This is a genomic window from Maribacter caenipelagi (assembly GCF_004364175.1).
Classification (GTDB): Bacteria; Bacteroidota; Bacteroidia; order Flavobacteriales; family Flavobacteriaceae; genus Maribacter; species Maribacter caenipelagi.
The window spans coordinates 13,590-29,836 of sequence record NZ_SNZW01000015.1 but is presented as its reverse complement, the minus strand read 5'-3'; the positions used below and the strand labels follow the sequence as shown (position 1 = coordinate 29,836).

Here is a 16,247-nt window from a genome sequence, read left to right as displayed (position 1 = left end):
ATAAATATAAATGATGCAAAATAAATATAATGTAACAAATGTTACATAGAGTCATGAAGGTTATAATTCATGTCGATGTATTCGTTAATAAAAAGTATGGTATGTTAGCCTTACTATTTTATTTTACACGTATTAGCGCCGAATAAAGTATATAGAGGGCAAAAACTAACAAATGAAGTTAAGATGAAAATGGCTGCTATTGCTAATGCCACATAACCTAAAATTCCAGTAACTGCACCTGTAAAAAATGCAATCAAAAGTGCTGCGGCAATTATGAATCTTATGAATTTATCTGTGGTTCCCATATTCTTTTTCATGATACTAATTTTTAAATGTTATTTGTAATGTTGACACTATATAGTAGACATAATCAATAGTTATTGTACTTGATACATCTTATACTTTGCCAAAGTACTATAAACTAAGAAAGTGACATATGACATTGGTCAGCTCAAAACTAATGGACAACCGTGGTTTTTAATGTAACTTTAGTTACAGCAAGGCCATAATTATTACATTATTTTTGCAAAAAGCGTTACAGGAATGGAAGCATATATAGATGCGTTTTTAAATGCGATAACAGGCACATTAAGTTGGACATGGAAATCAATCATTTTTCAAGTGCCCTGGTATTTAAATTACTTTTGGGGCTTAATTTCTATATCGCTTATAGTTTGGTTCTTGGAAATTGTTTTTCCTTGGAGAAGACAACAAGGGGTATTTAGAAAAGACTTTTGGTTAGACGGCTTTTACATGTTCTTCAATTTCTTTCTATTTGCCATTGCCATAAGTGGTATTTATAAATTACTACAAGTGTTTTTTATTGATATTGGTATAAAAGCAAATAGTTTGGCTATTATAGATATATCTGGTTGGCCAATGTGGGGTCAACTGTTATTATTTTTCATCGTATTAGATTTTGTGCAATGGTTTACACATACATTATTACACAAATACGCCTTTCTTTGGAATTTTCATAAAGTACACCATAGTGTAAAAGAAATGGGCTTTGCAGCGCATTTACGTTATCATTGGATGGAGAATATTTTGTATAAACCGTTGAAGACCTTCGGCGTAATGATTTTAGGAGGTTTTGAGCCAGAACAAGCCTACATCGTACATTTTGTTGCCATAGCAATAGGGCATCTAAACCATTCTAACATAAAAATTACCTGGGGGCCTTTGAAGTATATTTTAAACAACCCGGTAATGCATTTGTACCATCATGCCTATGATTTGCCAGAAGGAACATACGGTGTAAATTTCGGAATTAGTTTAAGTCTGTGGGATTATCTATTTAAGACCAATTACATACCAGAAGATAGTGGTGATGTAAGATTAGGTTACCCAGGAGATGAGAATATGCCACAAGATTTTTTAGGGCAGATTACTCATGGGTTTAAAACAAAGAAGAAGTAATACAATGCATAATTACTTCTTCTTTATATTCTTAAAATTAGTCAGATAGTTTGCCTGTTGCACAACTTACAAAAGACTTAGCTTTAGATAGCACTGAATTTTCTTCATCGAGACTTGGGTAACCAATGGCCTTTAATTTAATTTTTGCACTAGCAATACCTTCTTGCTTTAAAGCATCAAAAGAAACTGATGATGACTCGACCGATACCGATACATTAGTTATGGTAGGTATCTCTTCTAATTTGGAAATAATTGTTTTGGCACAGCCGCCACATTTTAAATTTTGAATAGGAATTACTGATGTCATATTTTATTTATTTTGTTCGTCTTTAAAACGTATACTCCAAATACCTCTTACCTCGTTTTCTTTATAGCCAATAGCCTCGTCATAGGGGTATTTATCGATCAAAAGTTGTGTAACCTTTGGGTCGATATTTGTTTCTGGCACACCATGGCAGTTTAGGCACATGGTATTGGTTACAATAGGGGAATAGAAATTAGTTACTCCATTCTCATTCGTTAGTATAGGTTCGTAAGACTCGTTGTTATTAATTTTTGATTTAAAAAACTCAATATATTCAAGCTCTTTTTTACTTGCTTTATTATTTTGATTTCTTGGCTTATCGCTTACCCTTTTTATTTTAGCATGATGAACAATAGCCATACTATCTGTTAGAGGATATGCCTTTTCATTACAAAACGCTACAGCACCTAATGGACCATTTTTTTGAATGTTGAGCATAAGATTCTTACCTAAAACTTTTTGGGTAGTTTGGGCATACATTTTACCTTTTTCTAAAAGTAGGCTATCGTTTATTTTAGTATCTATTTCAGACAAAGAGGTACTGTCGGTATTTTCTAGAACTTCTTGCTTAACCTTTGGAGAATCTTTACAACCAATTGCAAAAATAATCGTTAACATTAAAAAGATATTTTTCATAAGTATGGAATTTAAAATATATTGATTGGCTTTGAAATAAACCATCATAACTAGATAAACCTACCAAAAGCTACCTATTAAAAGATAGCTTTTGATTTTAATTCCAAGAAGTATACCCTCCTTTAAGATCATATACTTGTGTAAAGCCCATTTTTAATAGTTTACGAGCTGCTTTTTGGCTTCTTGCACCTGATCTACAATATACATATACCGGTTTTTCTTTATTTACTTTTTCAAAGTAAGCGTTAAAGTTCCCACCGTTAAAAAAATCAACGTTTATAGCGTTTTTAATGTGACCGCCATTATATTCTGACGGTGTTCTTACATCAATTGGTTTGATATTGTTAGTTACGATTTGCGAGGCATATTCATTCTTGTTCAGTATAGTAATATTACCTGCGGTTTCTTCTTTTTTACCAAAGAGTGTACTTAAAAATGACATAATATTTTATTTAAAATTAATATTCAATAATAGAAAGAAACGGTAGTGGTGTATGACCGTTTCCTTCAATAACCAATCAATAAAAAAACTTATAATGTAGTAGGACAAACAAATTCAGTAACCGGTATACCAGCTTCTTTAATATCTTTAAATCCGCCTTTTACATCTATTAGATTATGAATACCTCTACTTTTTAAAATAGATGATGCAATCATACTTCTGTAACCACCTGCGCAATGCACGTAGAATGATTTTTTGTTTGGGAACTCGGCTAAATGATCATTTAAGAAATCTAGGGGTGTGTTTTTGGCATCAATTATATGTTCAGAAAGGTATTCAGATTCTTTACGAACATCGAATACAGGTACATGATCGGTTTCAATAACTTTCTTAAGCTCATCTGCATCAACCTGACTAACGGTATCATATTCCATTGCAGCTTTTTTCCAAGCATCGAAACCGCCTTTTAAATATCCTAGCGTACCATCAAAACCAACTCTTGATAATCGAGTTACCGCTTCTTCTTCCATTCCAATTGGGGTTACCAATAAAATAGGTTGTTTTACATCTGCAATTAAAGCACCTACCCATGGGGCAAAACTACCATCGAGGCCTATAAAAATGGATCGTGGAATATGGCCTTTGGCAAAATCGTCTTGATGACGAACATCTAAAACTATCGCGCCCGTTTCATTTGCGGCTGCTTCAAAAGCCTTTGAAGATAGTGCTCTTGTGCCACGTACCAATACCTCTTTTATATCTTCGTAACCTTCTTTATTGAGCTTTACGTTTAAGGGAAAATATTGAGGCGGTGGTAGTAAGCCATCGATTACTTCATCAATAAATTCTTCTTTCGTCATATCTGAACGTAAGGCATAATTCATTTTCTTTTGGTTGCCCAAGGTATCTACCGTTTCTTTCATCATATTCTTACCACATGCAGAACCGGCACCATGAGCAGGGTAAACGATAACGTCATCTGCTAAAGGCATAATTTTTTCACGTAGACTGTCAAATAAAAATCCGGCAAGGTCACGCTCTGTTAATTCGCCCATTTTCTGAGCAAGATCAGGTCTGCCGACATCACCTAAAAATAAAGTGTCGCCACTAAAAACAGCATAGTCTTTACCTGAAGCATCTCTTAATAAATAGGTGGTACTTTCCATCGTATGACCAGGTGTATGTAAAGCAGTGATGGTAATATCACCTAATTTGAACTCTTGATTATCTTTAGCAATAATAGCTTCGAAAGACGGATTCGCATTAGGTCCGTATATGATATCAGCACCAGTTTCTTTGGCCAAGGTTACATGACCACTAACAAAATCGGCATGAAAATGAGTTTCAAAAATATATTTGATTTTAGCATTATCTGCCGCAGCTTTTTTTATGTAAGGCTGTACTTCTCGTAGAGGATCAATAATGGCGACTTCTCCATTGCTTTCAATGTAGTAAGCACCTTGCGCAAGACAACCAGTATATATTTGTTCTACTTTCATAAGTTAATATTTATTATTGGCTCAAAATTACACTTGTAAAAGGTACTGCACAGTAACATAGGTTACATTTAGTCGATAATCGAAATTTAAATGCTCAGACGCTTACATTGAAATAATAATTATGTTTTCAATTCAATGCCACGGGGCTTTCCACGAAAATTATTTACTATTAGAAATGAAAAAGCCTTGCTGTATAACAAGGCTTTTTAATAATTTGAATATTAAAATTCTATAATAGGGTAGAAGGGCAAACATATTCCGTTTTAGGAAGATTCGTTTTTGAAATAACCTCAAATCCGCCTCTGACATCTGTAAAGTCCTTCCATCCTCTTTGCTTTAAAATAGAAGCGGCGATCATACTTCTGTAACCACCTGCACAATGTAAAACAAAAGGTTTGTCTTTTGGAAATTGAGCTAAATGCTGGTTAATTTCATTTAATGGAACGTTTATGGCGTCTATTACATGTTCAGAATCAAACTCGCTCTTTTTTCTAACATCGATGATCAAGGGTTTATCTTTAGAATATGCAGCTTCTAAATAGGGTGCATCTATTCTTTCTATTGTTTCAAAATCTTTTCCTGAATTCTTCCATGTATCAAAACCACCATCTAAAAAACCTACGGTATGATCATAACCAACTCTTGCCAAGCGGGTAATAGCCTCTTCTTGTTTGTCTTGATAGGTTACCAATAAAATTTCTTGTTTAATATCTGGTATCATTTCTCCTACCCATTGTGCAAAACTACCTTCTAAACCAATGTTGATACTATTAGGAATAAACCCTTTAGCAAAATCTTCGGCATTTCTAGTATCTAAAACTAAAGCGCCAGTTTCATTGGCAACAGCCTCAAAAGCTTCAGGAGTGTATGGGGTAGAGGCACGGTTCATAATCTTGTCTAAACTTTCGTAGCCTTGAATGTTCATTAAAACATTTTTAGGGAAATACCCTGGAGGAGTGGTCAGACCTGTCAATAGTTCTTTGATGAACTCCTCTTTGGTCATATCTGGTCTTAACGCATAGTTTACTTTCTTTTGATGCCCTAAGGTATCTGTAGTTTCTTTGCTCATCATTTTACCACAGGCAGAACCTGCGCCATGATTTGGATAAACGATCAGATCATCGCTTAAAGGCATAATTTTATTACGAAGAGAATCGAACAAATGTCCGGCAAGTTTTTCTTCGGTTAAATCTGCAACTACATGTTGTGCAAGATCAGGTCTACCTACATCGCCAATAAATAGGGTATCTCCAGTAATAATACCATGTTCCTGGTCTTTCTCATCAATTAAAAGGTAGGTGGTACTCTCCATCGTATGTCCTGGAGTATGAATTACTTTTACCTTATAATCGCCTACTTCAAATATTTGATTGTCTTTAGCCGTAGTTGCTTTATAAGCAGGTTTTGCCCCAGGACCAAATACTATTTCAGCTCCCACTTTTTTCTGTAAGTCTAAATGACCACTTACAAAGTCGGCATGAAAATGAGTTTCAAAAACGTACTTAATTTTTGCGTTATCTTTTTCAGCACGATCTATATAAGGTTGTACTTCTCGTAACGGGTCAAAAACCGCAGCTACGCCATTACTTTCTATATAATAGGCTGCATGTGCCAAACATCCGGTATAAATTTGTTCTACTTTCATGTTGTTGTATGTTTTGATTAATAACATAAAATTAGCCCCTCTTTGAAACGTGTACAGTGACATTAGTTACACAAGCGAAATTTTATTTGAAGAATTCCATATAGAAAATAAAGGCAGCCATAACAAGAATAAAATAGCCGAAACCTTTCTTGAGCTTTTTACCATCTATGAAGTTGCTGAGGTAACTACCAATAAAAATACCCACAAAAGATAGTGATGTGAAAATGGCAAGAAACTTCCAATCAATGACCATGGTCATCGCATCGCCTAAAAAGAAACCCATTAAAGATTTAATGGCAATTATGATTAAAGAGGTACCCACGGCAACTTTCATATCAACATTCGCCAATATGACCAAAGCGGGAATAATCAAAAATCCGCCACCAGCGCCAATTAATCCGGTGATGCTACCAACTAATAATCCTTCTATTAAAATTAATGGATAATTATAAGAAACATTTCCGCCTTTAATAACACTTTTTTCTTTTTTAAGCATAGCATATGCAGCGGGTATCATTAAAACAGCGAACAGACCGAACATTGCCATTCTACGTGTAAATTGAAAGTGTTCAACTTGAAATAATACATCGGGCATTGCAGGTACCACATAATGTCTAACCAGTGTAACACCAATAATTGCAGGTATACCAAAAACAATGGCAGTACGCCAATCTACGTAACCTTTTAGATGCTGTTGCCAACCACCGACCAATGCACTTGCACCAACAACAAAGAGGGAGTACGCGGTTGCAGCTTTTTCATTAATTGAAAACAGGTAGGCTAAAACAGGTACGGCCAATATAGAACCACCGCCTCCAATAAGACCTAATGAAATACCGATAACTAAGGCACTGATATAACCAAGAATTTGCAAAATTTCCATGTGATGTATTTGATATCACAAAAGTAGAACGGTGTGGAAACCTTCGCAGTAACATTGGTTACAGAGGTATTATAAATCTAATAATTCTAAATAATTGCGGTGAAGTTTAATTTTGCCCATTTCTTCAAGCTTCTTTAAAAGCCTAGAAATTACGACTCTAGAACTATGCAGGTCGTAGGCAATATCTTGATGGGTACTATGAATTATATTGTCTTTAGTTACCCTTGCTTTTTCCTTTAGATAGCCAATTAGGCGTTCATCCATCTTTTGAAAAGCGATATTATCTAAAGTGCTTAAAAGCTCATTTAGCCTAACATGATAACTATTGAAAACGAAATTTCTCCAAGATTTATATTTACCGGTCCATTCTTCCATTTTCTGAATAGGTACCATAATAAGTTTGGCATCTGTTTCGGCTATGGCCCTGATCTCACTTTTTTTGTCGCCCATACAACATGCCATGGTCATAGAGCAGGTATCACCTTTTTCTAGATAGTACAGTAATAACTCATCGCCATCTTCATCTTCTCTTAAAATTTTAATGACTCCAGATATCAATAATGGCATACCTCTAATGTAGTCGCCTATCTCCATGAATTTATAACCCTCGGGTACTTCTTTAAAAGTACCTACCTGTACGATTTCATTAATGAGCTCTTCTTCGAAGATATTTCCGTATTCTTCCTTTAAGTCTTGAATCATTCTTGGCTAATTAATTTTTTGTGCTATTTCTTTATCAAATTTAAAAAAAATATTCGCCCAAATAGATTTTGATACGGCAGCTATCCATGGCATTGTTAACACTAGCGAAGTTACGATAACAACAAACAAAGTACCTATGGACAGTTGAAGCCCGAATAGTAATGTTAATACATACGCAGCAACTGCCACGGCTATACCTACGCCGTAAGAAACGTACATTGATCCCGTATAAAAACTAGGTTCAATACTATATTTTAAATCGCACTTTGGGCAACGTTCTTTGACCTTATTAAAGTTACTTAATTTATAAGGGTTGGCTTCAAAAAATTCGCCTTTATGACATCTAGGGCATTTTAAAAATATAATACTGTACAACTTAGAACCTTTAGGTAGCATACTTCTGAATTTAAATACAAAATTATTCGATTCTGATTATTTAAAAGGTAACATAGGTTACATAACAGATTACCAAAGTCCTTTAATTTATGAAGAAAGATATTTTTTTTCAATGATTTTTAACCTGATAAAAATCATATTATATGCTGGCATAGTCATGTATGTTTGTTATCAAATTAAAAATTTATGTGTTCGCTTGTTCAAAAGTATAATGTACCAGGACCTAGGTATACTAGTTACCCCACAGTTCCTTTTTGGGATATTGACACCTTTTCAGGAAAAAAATGGGAAGCATCGGTAAAAAAGAGTTTTCACGTTAGCAACTCTGTATCGGGTATAAGTTTGTATATACACTTACCTTTTTGTGAGAGTATGTGCACTTTCTGCGGATGTCATAAGCGTATAACAAAACGACACGATTTAGAGATGCCATATATAAAATCTGTTTTAAAAGAATGGAAATTATATAGCGCAATATTTGATGAAAAACCAATTATAAAAGAGCTACACTTAGGTGGGGGTACACCAACATTTTTTACTCCAGAACACTTAAAGTATTTAATTGATGGTATTCTAAGAAAAGCCGATAAGGCCAATGATGCCGAGTTCAGTTTTGAAGGGCACCCCAACAATACGACCAAAGAACATTTACAAGCATTATACGATGTTGGTTTTAGAAGAGTAAGCTTTGGTGTGCAAGATTATAATGAAACGGTACAGAAGGCAATTAATAGAATTCAGCCTTTTGAAAATGTAAAAAATGTAACCAAGTGGGCTCGTGAAATTGGGTATAATTCTGTAAGTCACGATATCATATTCGGTCTACCTCACCAGAAGCTAGAACATGTCATTAATACGATAGAAAAGACCAAAGAATTAAAACCAGACCGTATTGCCTTTTACAGCTATGCACATGTGCCATGGTTGGCCGGTAATGGTCAACGCGGTTATAATGACGCAGATTTACCTGCAGGTGATGAAAAAAGAACTCAGTATGAAGTAGGTAAAGAGTTGCTCTTGAATTATGGGTATCATGAAATAGGAATGGATCACTTTGCCTTAGAGAGTGACAGATTGCTCAAAGCTATGCAGAATGGAGATTTGCATAGAAATTTTATGGGCTATACCAGCTCTAATACCCATTTAATGATTGGGTTAGGGGCTTCAAGTATAAGTGATAGCTGGTACGGTTTTGCACAGAATGTAAAAAATGTTGAAGAATATCAGAACCTTGTGGAAAATGATATTATTCCGCTTTATAGAGGACATATTTTATCAGAAGAAGATCAAATTATAAGAAGACATATCTTAAATTTAATGTGCCAGTTTAAAACATCTTGGAGCGACTTTAAATTGCATCTACCACAAATAGATAGTATACTAAATAGGTTAAAAGAAATGGAGGAAGATGGTTTAGTGACCATAACCGAAGGTAGTCTTCGAATTAATGAAAAGGGTAGACCGTTCGTTAGAAATGTGTGTATGGCTTTTGATTTGCCATTGCAAAAGAAGTCACCTGACACCAAACTTTTTTCAATGACTGTTTAATATTAAAAAAAGAAGTTCCTTATCTTAATAATAGCTAAATAAAATTTCCATGAAAAAAATAATCGTACTTACAGATTTTTCAAAACAGTCAGAACAAGCACTTAAGGCAGCTGCAGACTTGGCTAAAAAACATAAAGTAGAACTATTGGTAGTTCATATGTTAGAACTAAATCAAGCAATACTTTCATCGCCTGATGGTATGTACATTGAACAAACGGTTTTCTTAGTGAAATTGGCAGAAAAGAATTTAAAAGAGTTCTTAGAAAAGCCTTATTTAGAAGGTGTTTCGGTAACTCCGGTAATTAAGCATTATAAAGTATTCAGTGAGCTAGATGCCATAGCAAAAGAGCATGACGCAGACTTAATAGTAATGGGTTCTAATGGAGCAAGCGGATTGGAAGAAATGTTTATTGGATCTAATGCAGAAAAAGTGGTTCGTAACGCTACTGTACCAGTTTTAGTAATAAAGGGAGAGATAACCAATTTAAGTTTAGATCGTTTTGTGTTCGCATGCGATTTTAACGATGATAATTTACCAGCTTTTCAAAAAGCTAAGGAGTTTGCAGCGATGTTAGATGCTAACATGGAAGTTGTTTTTATTAACACGCCAAACGATGAATTTATGAGCAATAGAGATGCCTATCAAAAAATAAATAAGTTTTTAAACAAAGCTAATTCTGCACAGCAAGTTGAGATTTACAATGATTATAGCGTAGAACAAGGAATACTAAATTATGGCAATACCATATTGGCAGATGCCATAGCGATGCCAACACACGGTCGTAAAGGTATTTCGCATTTGTTTAATGGAAGCATTGGCGAAGATGTCGTAAACCATTCTCAAATACCGGTAATTACCTTTAAAATATAAATACTAACTTTTTCTATAAACAAGAATAAACCCAAGGTGAAAGCCTTGGGTTTATTTGTTTTTCAGATATCTAAAAAGTAAAGAATTTTTAGTTGCCTAAATGCTCATTGTAAAATTCCCATGCTTGTGCAGCCACATCTCTGCCTAATTGCAGTCCGGCAACATTATCAGCTTGAATGTGATAACCACCCATAACTCTAGACATACCAGCCATATTTGCTGATTCTGTAAATGTAGGAAAAGTTATAGTTACAGGTTTTCCATAGAAAGCAGAATCAATTTCAGTTAATGTGCCAGGCATTAATTCTACCGATTCACCAAAGTATTCATCGCCTGTAAACAAACGCAATACTTCTGCACAACCACCACTAATGGTACTATGCCCTGAAGTGTAGCTAGGAAATGGCGGACATAAAAAGATATCCGGTGAATAAGGTCTCCATTCTTGTCCTTTCATTTCAATTACGCCTTTACCAGGTCCGCCCCAAGCTTTAATAGTTTTATCTTTATAATATTCATGAACTAGTGCATATGGTCTGGCATAATCATAGAACATTTTAGAATCCCAAGAAGCAATAAAGGCATCCATAGCGGTTATTTCGGTTAAGAAATACATTTTTACATCTTGATCTAGGTTGTGGTTATCACGGCGAGAAACATCTTGGGCAAACTTTAACCAATGTCCTGCTTGTTGTACAGATTGTGGTCCGTCACGCATGAATTCAACCAATGCCTTATCTTCATCAGAAAGGTTGGCTTGCAGATCAACTACTTCTTTTACTTCTTTCTTCAATTGCTCAGAACCGTACATAGGTGGCGGTCCTGGTCTAAACTGGTCAGCCGATATCATGGTTATCGGTGTTACTTTTTGCCAGTAAGGCGTAAGACAACCTGGCGCGTATTGACCGCCATTTCCATCAGAAAAGTATTTAGGTTGCCAACGATTAATATCGGTGCTTTCATCTGCAGTATTTACGGGACTGTAGTTGGTATAATCAAAATATGGTTTTCCGTCAGAGCCTGCAATATCACCATATTGGTTGCTTCCATCATTTTTTCTAGCTTCTATTGTTGCCATAGCGGCTAAATTTCCTATACCTTCAGGAGTCGTTGGGTCCATAGAAGTATTATTGGGGTCTAAACCTAATTCCATCATGAATTTTCTAAACATTTCTGTATCAGAATAGTAGTATTCTTTCATAGCGCCAAAAGCGGCGTAGCTAATGGCAATTTCTTTGTTAGATAGCGTTTGTTCGTCTATAGGCCTTCTATCAATAGCTTTTAAGTAAACGGGAATAGCATTTTCGTCGTACCTAGACCATGCATCAAAAATGGAGGTGAATATCAATCCTAAATAACGAGAAGTAATCGTTGGTCTTGGTTTAAATTTTTCTGTATCTGAAGCCGTAGCATCCAATGCCATTTTCCCCCATTTATAGGCGACATTATCAACACCTTTTGGTTCTTCACTTTTATGTTGGGCAATAGTAGTTTCTACACTAAAAAATGTTAGTGTTATAACTAAAAGTAATATATGTTTCATTCGTTTATTCGTTGGTTGTTCTGTGATTTTAAATATAGTGAGGACTTTAAAAAAAATAAAATTTATGTTGTAAGAACATTCTTCATAAAATCATGTAATTGGTGCATTTGGGGCTTCCCTTTTTTCTTACCACTTCTACCGGCAAAATATAAAACGAACCATAGTGCTATTAGCATAATCATGATACCTATTTGAATATGGTAGTCTTTCCCTAAAGATGCACTTGAATATGCCCATATACCTATAACTATAAAAAGTGTTGCAATTACAAAGTGTATGAACATAAAGAATGTCCATAGGGTAGGGTTAGGTCCAAAAACTCCATGTAGGCGGCAATTGAATTTATCTACCTCGTCTATCTCTAAATGTAACTGTGGTGACCAAAAGTGATGTTCTTCTTTATTGAATTTGATGAAGATATGCTCATCTAATCTTTTGACCAAAAAAGGGGATTGTGCAGCAATTTCAAATTTAGATAGAACAGCTTCTTTAGATTGTTCCACATTCATTTGAAACCTAGGGCGAAGAACTATTTCGTTTGGTAATGGTTTCATATGATGTTTAATTAGGCCAAAGCCATTAGTTATGACACTCTATTGCACTTGAAGCTAATTGGTTAACAGGGGCAGGCGATACGTAGGGAATGCCTAAACCAAGACCTCGAAGTATAAAAAGCACACCTATAATAACTATAAATACCGGAATTGCCTTTTGTACTTTTTGACGTATACCGCCTTTTAGTAAATTACTGAAATATATGGCAGCGGTCATTAGGGGTAACGTACCCACGCCGAAAAGCATCATATATAGACTACCTTGTAAAGCATCGCCCATAGCTATAGATCCAAAAAGTGCCATATATACTAGTCCGCAGGGTAAAAATCCGTTTAAGAATCCGATTGTTAAAAACGTATCGGGCGACTTTTTCTTTAGTTCTTTACCCAGTTGGTTCTTGACTTTTGAGATGATTTTATAGATGGGTTTAGAGAGATTGTATTTGTTGAAAGTTTTATACGGAATTAGAACAATTATGATCATTAAGATACCAATACCTATAGATAATTTTTGTTGTATTCCGAAAATAGAAAGCCCTTTACCTAATAGTCCGAATATTAGACCTATGATTCCATAAGCCATTAAACGACCAAAGTGATAAATAAAAATCTGTCCGAATTTCTTGTAATTATTTGATTGATCTACTGGAAGCATAAAGGCAATGGGTCCGCACATACCAACGCAGTGCAAACTTCCCATAAGACCTAAAATGAGGGCAGATAGTAGCATATTTAAAAGATAATACTTTCTTTATGAAGAAACTCTTTTCCTTCGTGTTCCCAGGTTATTTTAATGTCCCAGCGACCATCCAACAATTGATTGTCAGGTATGAGCAAATGTGAATTGGATAAACTAATGGGCAAATTAAAATCCAAATTCTTGTTGGATGGTCTGTATAGGGACACTATACCTTTTACATTGGTATCATCATATCCACTAGGGAAAATTACGAGTAAACCCTCTGTAGATTTTTTTATTTCTATTTGTGAAGATGCATTATTTGCATTTTTTTCGGCATCTATTTCTTTTTGATAGCCCAGCTCGGCCTTGTAATACTCTTCGGTAACTAAATCATGATTAGCATCATGACTTGTAGTCATTTTAAAGACGAAAAACATAATAAAACAAATGAATGAAACTATGGCTATTACAATACCGGTACCCCAATTAATTTTCATGTTACTATGTTTATTTATTTATAACTACGTGGTGCCAAAAAGCGAGCCGTAGTGGTCTCTATTAATTTGTCATTGCTATACACCCCAATTTTAAGATTGTTCTTATCACCACTTAAAGCAGATTGGTTGATTTCAATGAACAAGGTCCCTTCTGCCAACGCTTCTGGGGCAACATCAAAATTCTCATGACGTACTAGTATAATCTCTCCTTTAGGTGAAATCAATTCAAAATGAACATCTTCTACAGCTTTGGTCGTTTTGTTCAATAATTTATAGGTGTACACATTACTAATAATATTCCCTTCTTTGTGTTCATATAATTGACCAGGTAATCTTAAAATATTTGCCTCCAAGTCATTTCTCAAAAACATCATGCCTACAAGAACACCCGTTAATATTACCAGTACAGCGGTATACCCTTTTAGGCGGGGAGTAAATTTGAATTTTTCTTTTTTGGTAATCTCATCTTCACTTGCGTAGCGAATCAAGCCTTTAGGTAGATTCACTTTTTCCATAATAGTGTCACACTCATCAATACATGCAGTACAGTTTACACATTCTAGCTGCGTTCCGTTTCTAATATCAATTCCCGTTGGGCAGACATTCACACACTGGTTACAATCAATACAATCACCATTACCTAATGCTTCACGGTCCTCATTCTTACGCCACTTCTTCCTTCCGTTTTCAGCTTCACCTCTTTCGTAATCATAGGCAACTACGATAGATTTATTATCAAGTAAAACCCCTTGCATACGACCATAAGGGCAGGCAATGATACAAACTTGCTCTCTAAACCATGCAAAAACAAAATAGAATACACCTGTAAAAATAAGAAGCGATATCATAGTACTTATATGCTGAGCTGGACCGTCGGTGATGTATTGAATTAAACGGTCACTTCCAATTAAGTACGCAAGAAAAACATTGGCGATAATGAACGAAATAATAAAAAAGATAAACCATTTTAAAGCCCGTTTTCTAATCTTTTCAGCATTCCATTCTTGTCTGTCCAATCGCATTTGAGCTCCACGATCACCATCTATCCAATACTCTATTCTACGAAAAACCATTTCCATAAAAATGGTTTGCGGGCACATCCATCCGCAGAAAATACGTCCGAAAGCAACTGTAAAAAGGGCGATAAATACTACCCCGATAATCATTGAGATTACAAAGAGGTGAAAATCTTGAGGGTAAAAAGGAAATCCGAATATATTGAAACGTCTTTCCAACACATTGAACATCAAGAACTGATTACCGTTTATTTTAACAAAAGGAGAAGCGATCAAGAAAGTAAGCAGTACATAACTTACATATTTACGATACTCGTAAAGCTTGCCACTTGGCTTTTTAGGAAATACCCAAGCTCGTTTACCATCTTCCTTAATGGTGCCGATGGAATCTCTAAAATTATCTTGATCTTGTGACATTTTATCTCTCTTTATAGGCTTTGAGAGATTTTAACCTCTCACTTTACTTAGTTCATGGTAACCGATGCAGAATCTATTTCTATTGTTGGTACTGTTTGCTCTGCTGGCGTTTCTTGTGCCGGCGCATTTGGGTCTACCCAAATATCACCCTCGGCATCTTTTGGGTTGGCAGGTGTTGTTCCTTGAAAACTTAGCACATAACTAGCTACTTGAGCCATTTCTAAGGGTTTTAAGTTTTGTTTCCAAGCAATCATACCTTTACCGTCACGACCACCTTCAGAAATGGTATTGAAAACGTTCTTGATACCACCGCCAAGAATCCAGTTTTGATCCGTAAGGTTAGGTCCGATACCTCCACCACCATCTGCCATATGGCAAGCAACACAGTTACTTTCAAAAATACCTTTACCGGCATTAATGTCTGATGCATCGGTCAACAGTTCAACCGTATTGGCATCAACAAGACCTTTAGCTGTTTTCTTGTATGCTTCAATTTCTAACTGTGCAGCAGCAACTTCTTGTTCGTATTCTAATTTTTGGTCGTAGTCGTTAAATACATGAAAACGTAGTAGGTAGACCACGCCAAATACGATAGAAGCATAGAACAAGTATACCCACCATGGTGGTAAATTGTTATCTAGCTCACGAATACCGTCATAGTTGTGGTCAAGGATGATTTCACCCTCAGCTTCCATAGGCTTACTGCCCAACATTTTGTTGTACATTTTCTTGCCCCAAGTCCATTCCCATTTATCTTCTTTGGCAGCTAGATAGCGCACCTTAGCTTCTTCGTCGAGTGTATTATAGAGTACATTTTCAATAGCTTGTACAATAAAGGCAATCGCTATTAAAAGCAATAAAATGAGTGCCATAAAGCCAAACATCATTGTAGGGTAGACCAAAAACGCCGGTTGATCACCACTATCGATATAAATTTCCATAAGTACAATGACCAAGAAAAAGGCTACTGTTATTCTTAACCACCAGGCTGTATTGTTTTTCATAATTGGTTGTTTAGTTGGTTATCTTCTTCTAAGGGCAATTCGCTAACTTCTTTGATGTATGATTTTGAGGCTGTAATTACCCACCAAAATAATAATGTGAAAAACACAAAGAAGATTAGTAATGATATCATGGGGTAGGTTGCTACGCCCTCTATAGTTTCCATGTAACCTTTTACAAATTTGAACATG

General features: G+C 35.4%; 19 protein-coding genes. 3 read left to right on the top strand and 16 right to left on the bottom strand.

Going from position 1 to position 16,247, the window contains the following annotated elements:
• Positions 1-113: 113 nt before the first annotated feature.
• A complete protein-coding gene (locus DFQ03_RS10695) occupies positions 114-317 on the bottom strand; it encodes a YgaP family membrane protein (protein ID WP_133673180.1) in 204 nt (67 codons plus the stop codon).
• 226 nt (positions 318-543) lie between these two features.
• Between DFQ03_RS10695 and DFQ03_RS10690 the strand changes: the two genes are divergently transcribed.
• Positions 544-1,419, top strand: coding sequence for a sterol desaturase family protein (locus DFQ03_RS10690; protein WP_133673179.1), 876 nt, complete (start codon positions 544-546; stop codon positions 1,417-1,419).
• Between the two features lie 37 nt (positions 1,420-1,456).
• On the opposite strand, the gene DFQ03_RS10685 is transcribed toward DFQ03_RS10690, so the two are convergent.
• The 8 genes from DFQ03_RS10685 to DFQ03_RS10650 all read right to left on the bottom strand — a co-directional run bounded on the left by DFQ03_RS10685 (position 1,457) and on the right by DFQ03_RS10650 (position 7,926).
• Positions 1,457-1,726: a cation transporter gene (locus DFQ03_RS10685; protein ID WP_133673178.1), complete on the bottom strand. Its 270-nt coding sequence runs from the start codon at positions 1,724-1,726 to the stop codon at positions 1,457-1,459.
• Between the two features lie 3 nt (positions 1,727-1,729).
• Complete coding sequence (locus tag DFQ03_RS10680) at positions 1,730-2,359, bottom strand: Tll0287-like domain-containing protein (RefSeq protein ID WP_166637461.1); 630 nt, start codon at positions 2,357-2,359, stop codon at positions 1,730-1,732.
• A 97-nt stretch (positions 2,360-2,456) separates the two neighbouring features.
• Positions 2,457-2,801: a rhodanese-like domain-containing protein gene (locus DFQ03_RS10675; protein WP_133673176.1), complete on the bottom strand. Its 345-nt coding sequence runs from the start codon at positions 2,799-2,801 to the stop codon at positions 2,457-2,459.
• A gap of 89 nt (positions 2,802-2,890) precedes the next feature.
• On the bottom strand, positions 2,891-4,300 hold the full coding sequence (locus DFQ03_RS10670) for an MBL fold metallo-hydrolase (RefSeq protein ID WP_133673175.1): 1,410 nt from the start codon (positions 4,298-4,300) through the stop codon (positions 2,891-2,893).
• Positions 4,301-4,529: 229 nt separating this feature from the next.
• The gene (locus tag DFQ03_RS10665) at positions 4,530-5,945 is read right to left on the bottom strand and encodes an MBL fold metallo-hydrolase (RefSeq protein WP_133673174.1); all 1,416 of its coding nucleotides are present in this window, start codon (positions 5,943-5,945) and stop codon (positions 4,530-4,532) included.
• 82 nt (positions 5,946-6,027) lie between these two features.
• A complete protein-coding gene (locus tag DFQ03_RS10660) occupies positions 6,028-6,828 on the bottom strand; it encodes a sulfite exporter TauE/SafE family protein (RefSeq protein WP_133673173.1) in 801 nt (266 codons plus the stop codon).
• A 69-nt stretch (positions 6,829-6,897) separates the two neighbouring features.
• Positions 6,898-7,530 (bottom strand): Crp/Fnr family transcriptional regulator, encoded by a 633-nt coding sequence (locus DFQ03_RS10655; RefSeq protein ID WP_133673172.1) that lies wholly within the window; start codon positions 7,528-7,530, stop codon positions 6,898-6,900.
• 6 nt (positions 7,531-7,536) lie between these two features.
• Complete coding sequence (locus tag DFQ03_RS10650) at positions 7,537-7,926, bottom strand: DUF983 domain-containing protein (RefSeq protein WP_133673171.1); 390 nt, start codon at positions 7,924-7,926, stop codon at positions 7,537-7,539.
• 186 nt (positions 7,927-8,112) lie between these two features.
• On the opposite strand from DFQ03_RS10650, the gene hemN reads away from it, so the two are divergent.
• Together hemN and DFQ03_RS10640 are read left to right on the top strand one after the other, a co-directional pair.
• Positions 8,113-9,474 (top strand): oxygen-independent coproporphyrinogen III oxidase, encoded by a 1,362-nt coding sequence (gene hemN, locus DFQ03_RS10645; RefSeq protein WP_133673170.1) that lies wholly within the window; start codon positions 8,113-8,115, stop codon positions 9,472-9,474.
• 49 nt (positions 9,475-9,523) lie between these two features.
• Complete coding sequence (locus DFQ03_RS10640) at positions 9,524-10,345, top strand: universal stress protein (protein WP_133673169.1); 822 nt, start codon at positions 9,524-9,526, stop codon at positions 10,343-10,345.
• An 88-nt stretch (positions 10,346-10,433) separates the two neighbouring features.
• Here DFQ03_RS10640 and DFQ03_RS10635 read toward each other — a convergent pair whose 3' ends face one another.
• From DFQ03_RS10635 to DFQ03_RS10605, 7 genes are all read right to left on the bottom strand, one after another.
• Positions 10,434-11,888: a vanadium-dependent haloperoxidase gene (locus DFQ03_RS10635; RefSeq protein WP_133673168.1), complete on the bottom strand. Its 1,455-nt coding sequence runs from the start codon at positions 11,886-11,888 to the stop codon at positions 10,434-10,436.
• Between the two features lie 62 nt (positions 11,889-11,950).
• A complete protein-coding gene (locus tag DFQ03_RS10630; RefSeq protein WP_133673167.1) occupies positions 11,951-12,442 on the bottom strand; it encodes a GTP-binding protein in 492 nt (163 codons plus the stop codon).
• 25 nt (positions 12,443-12,467) lie between these two features.
• Positions 12,468-13,172, bottom strand: a complete 705-nt coding sequence (locus DFQ03_RS10625) for a sulfite exporter TauE/SafE family protein (RefSeq protein WP_133673166.1) — start codon at positions 13,170-13,172, stop codon at positions 12,468-12,470.
• Positions 13,173-13,174: 2 nt separating this feature from the next.
• Complete coding sequence (locus tag DFQ03_RS10620) at positions 13,175-13,621, bottom strand: FixH family protein (RefSeq protein ID WP_133673165.1); 447 nt, start codon at positions 13,619-13,621, stop codon at positions 13,175-13,177.
• A gap of 14 nt (positions 13,622-13,635) precedes the next feature.
• On the bottom strand, positions 13,636-15,054 hold the full coding sequence (gene ccoG / locus DFQ03_RS10615; RefSeq protein ID WP_133673164.1) for a cytochrome c oxidase accessory protein CcoG: 1,419 nt from the start codon (positions 15,052-15,054) through the stop codon (positions 13,636-13,638).
• 47 nt (positions 15,055-15,101) lie between these two features.
• Entirely contained in the window at positions 15,102-16,058 is a 957-nt protein-coding gene (locus DFQ03_RS10610; protein WP_133673163.1) for a cbb3-type cytochrome c oxidase N-terminal domain-containing protein, read from the bottom strand.
• Positions 16,055-16,246 carry a cytochrome C oxidase subunit IV gene (locus DFQ03_RS10605; RefSeq protein ID WP_073245241.1) on the bottom strand — a complete coding sequence of 64 codons (192 nt, stop codon included), beginning with the start codon at positions 16,244-16,246 and terminating at the stop codon, positions 16,055-16,057. The genes DFQ03_RS10610 and DFQ03_RS10605 overlap by 4 nt, the downstream gene beginning before the upstream one ends.
• Position 16,247: the final 1 nt, after the last annotated feature.

What these genes read in the sequence shown, in the direction of transcription:
- DFQ03_RS10650 (WP_133673171.1), bottom strand. Translation starts at nt 7,926, where the DNA reads ATGCTACCTAAAGGTTCTAAGTTGTACAGTATTATATTTTTAAAATGC.
- DFQ03_RS10630 (WP_133673167.1), bottom strand. Translation starts at nt 12,442, where the DNA reads ATGAAACCATTACCAAACGAAATAGTTCTTCGCCCTAGGTTTCAAATG.
- DFQ03_RS10670 (WP_133673175.1), bottom strand. Translation starts at nt 4,300, where the DNA reads ATGAAAGTAGAACAAATATATACTGGTTGTCTTGCGCAAGGTGCTTAC.
- DFQ03_RS10635 (WP_133673168.1), bottom strand. Translation starts at nt 11,888, where the DNA reads ATGAAACATATATTACTTTTAGTTATAACACTAACATTTTTTAGTGTA.
- DFQ03_RS10640 (WP_133673169.1), top strand. Translation starts at nt 9,524, where the DNA reads ATGAAAAAAATAATCGTACTTACAGATTTTTCAAAACAGTCAGAACAA.
- DFQ03_RS10625 (WP_133673166.1), bottom strand. Translation starts at nt 13,172, where the DNA reads ATGCTACTATCTGCCCTCATTTTAGGTCTTATGGGAAGTTTGCACTGC.
- DFQ03_RS10665 (WP_133673174.1), bottom strand. Translation starts at nt 5,945, where the DNA reads ATGAAAGTAGAACAAATTTATACCGGATGTTTGGCACATGCAGCCTAT.
- DFQ03_RS10680 (WP_166637461.1), bottom strand. Translation starts at nt 2,359, where the DNA reads ATGAAAAATATCTTTTTAATGTTAACGATTATTTTTGCAATTGGTTGT.
- DFQ03_RS10695 (WP_133673180.1), bottom strand. Translation starts at nt 317, where the DNA reads ATGAAAAAGAATATGGGAACCACAGATAAATTCATAAGATTCATAATT.
- ccoG (WP_133673164.1), bottom strand. Translation starts at nt 15,054, where the DNA reads ATGTCACAAGATCAAGATAATTTTAGAGATTCCATCGGCACCATTAAG.
- DFQ03_RS10610 (WP_133673163.1), bottom strand. Translation starts at nt 16,058, where the DNA reads ATGAAAAACAATACAGCCTGGTGGTTAAGAATAACAGTAGCCTTTTTC.
- DFQ03_RS10660 (WP_133673173.1), bottom strand. Translation starts at nt 6,828, where the DNA reads ATGGAAATTTTGCAAATTCTTGGTTATATCAGTGCCTTAGTTATCGGT.
- hemN (WP_133673170.1), top strand. Translation starts at nt 8,113, where the DNA reads ATGTGTTCGCTTGTTCAAAAGTATAATGTACCAGGACCTAGGTATACT.
- DFQ03_RS10675 (WP_133673176.1), bottom strand. Translation starts at nt 2,801, where the DNA reads ATGTCATTTTTAAGTACACTCTTTGGTAAAAAAGAAGAAACCGCAGGT.
- DFQ03_RS10605 (WP_073245241.1), bottom strand. Translation starts at nt 16,246, where the DNA reads ATGTTCAAATTTGTAAAAGGTTACATGGAAACTATAGAGGGCGTAGCA.
- DFQ03_RS10690 (WP_133673179.1), top strand. Translation starts at nt 544, where the DNA reads ATGGAAGCATATATAGATGCGTTTTTAAATGCGATAACAGGCACATTA.
- DFQ03_RS10620 (WP_133673165.1), bottom strand. Translation starts at nt 13,621, where the DNA reads ATGAAAATTAATTGGGGTACCGGTATTGTAATAGCCATAGTTTCATTC.
- DFQ03_RS10655 (WP_133673172.1), bottom strand. Translation starts at nt 7,530, where the DNA reads ATGATTCAAGACTTAAAGGAAGAATACGGAAATATCTTCGAAGAAGAG.
- DFQ03_RS10685 (WP_133673178.1), bottom strand. Translation starts at nt 1,726, where the DNA reads ATGACATCAGTAATTCCTATTCAAAATTTAAAATGTGGCGGCTGTGCC.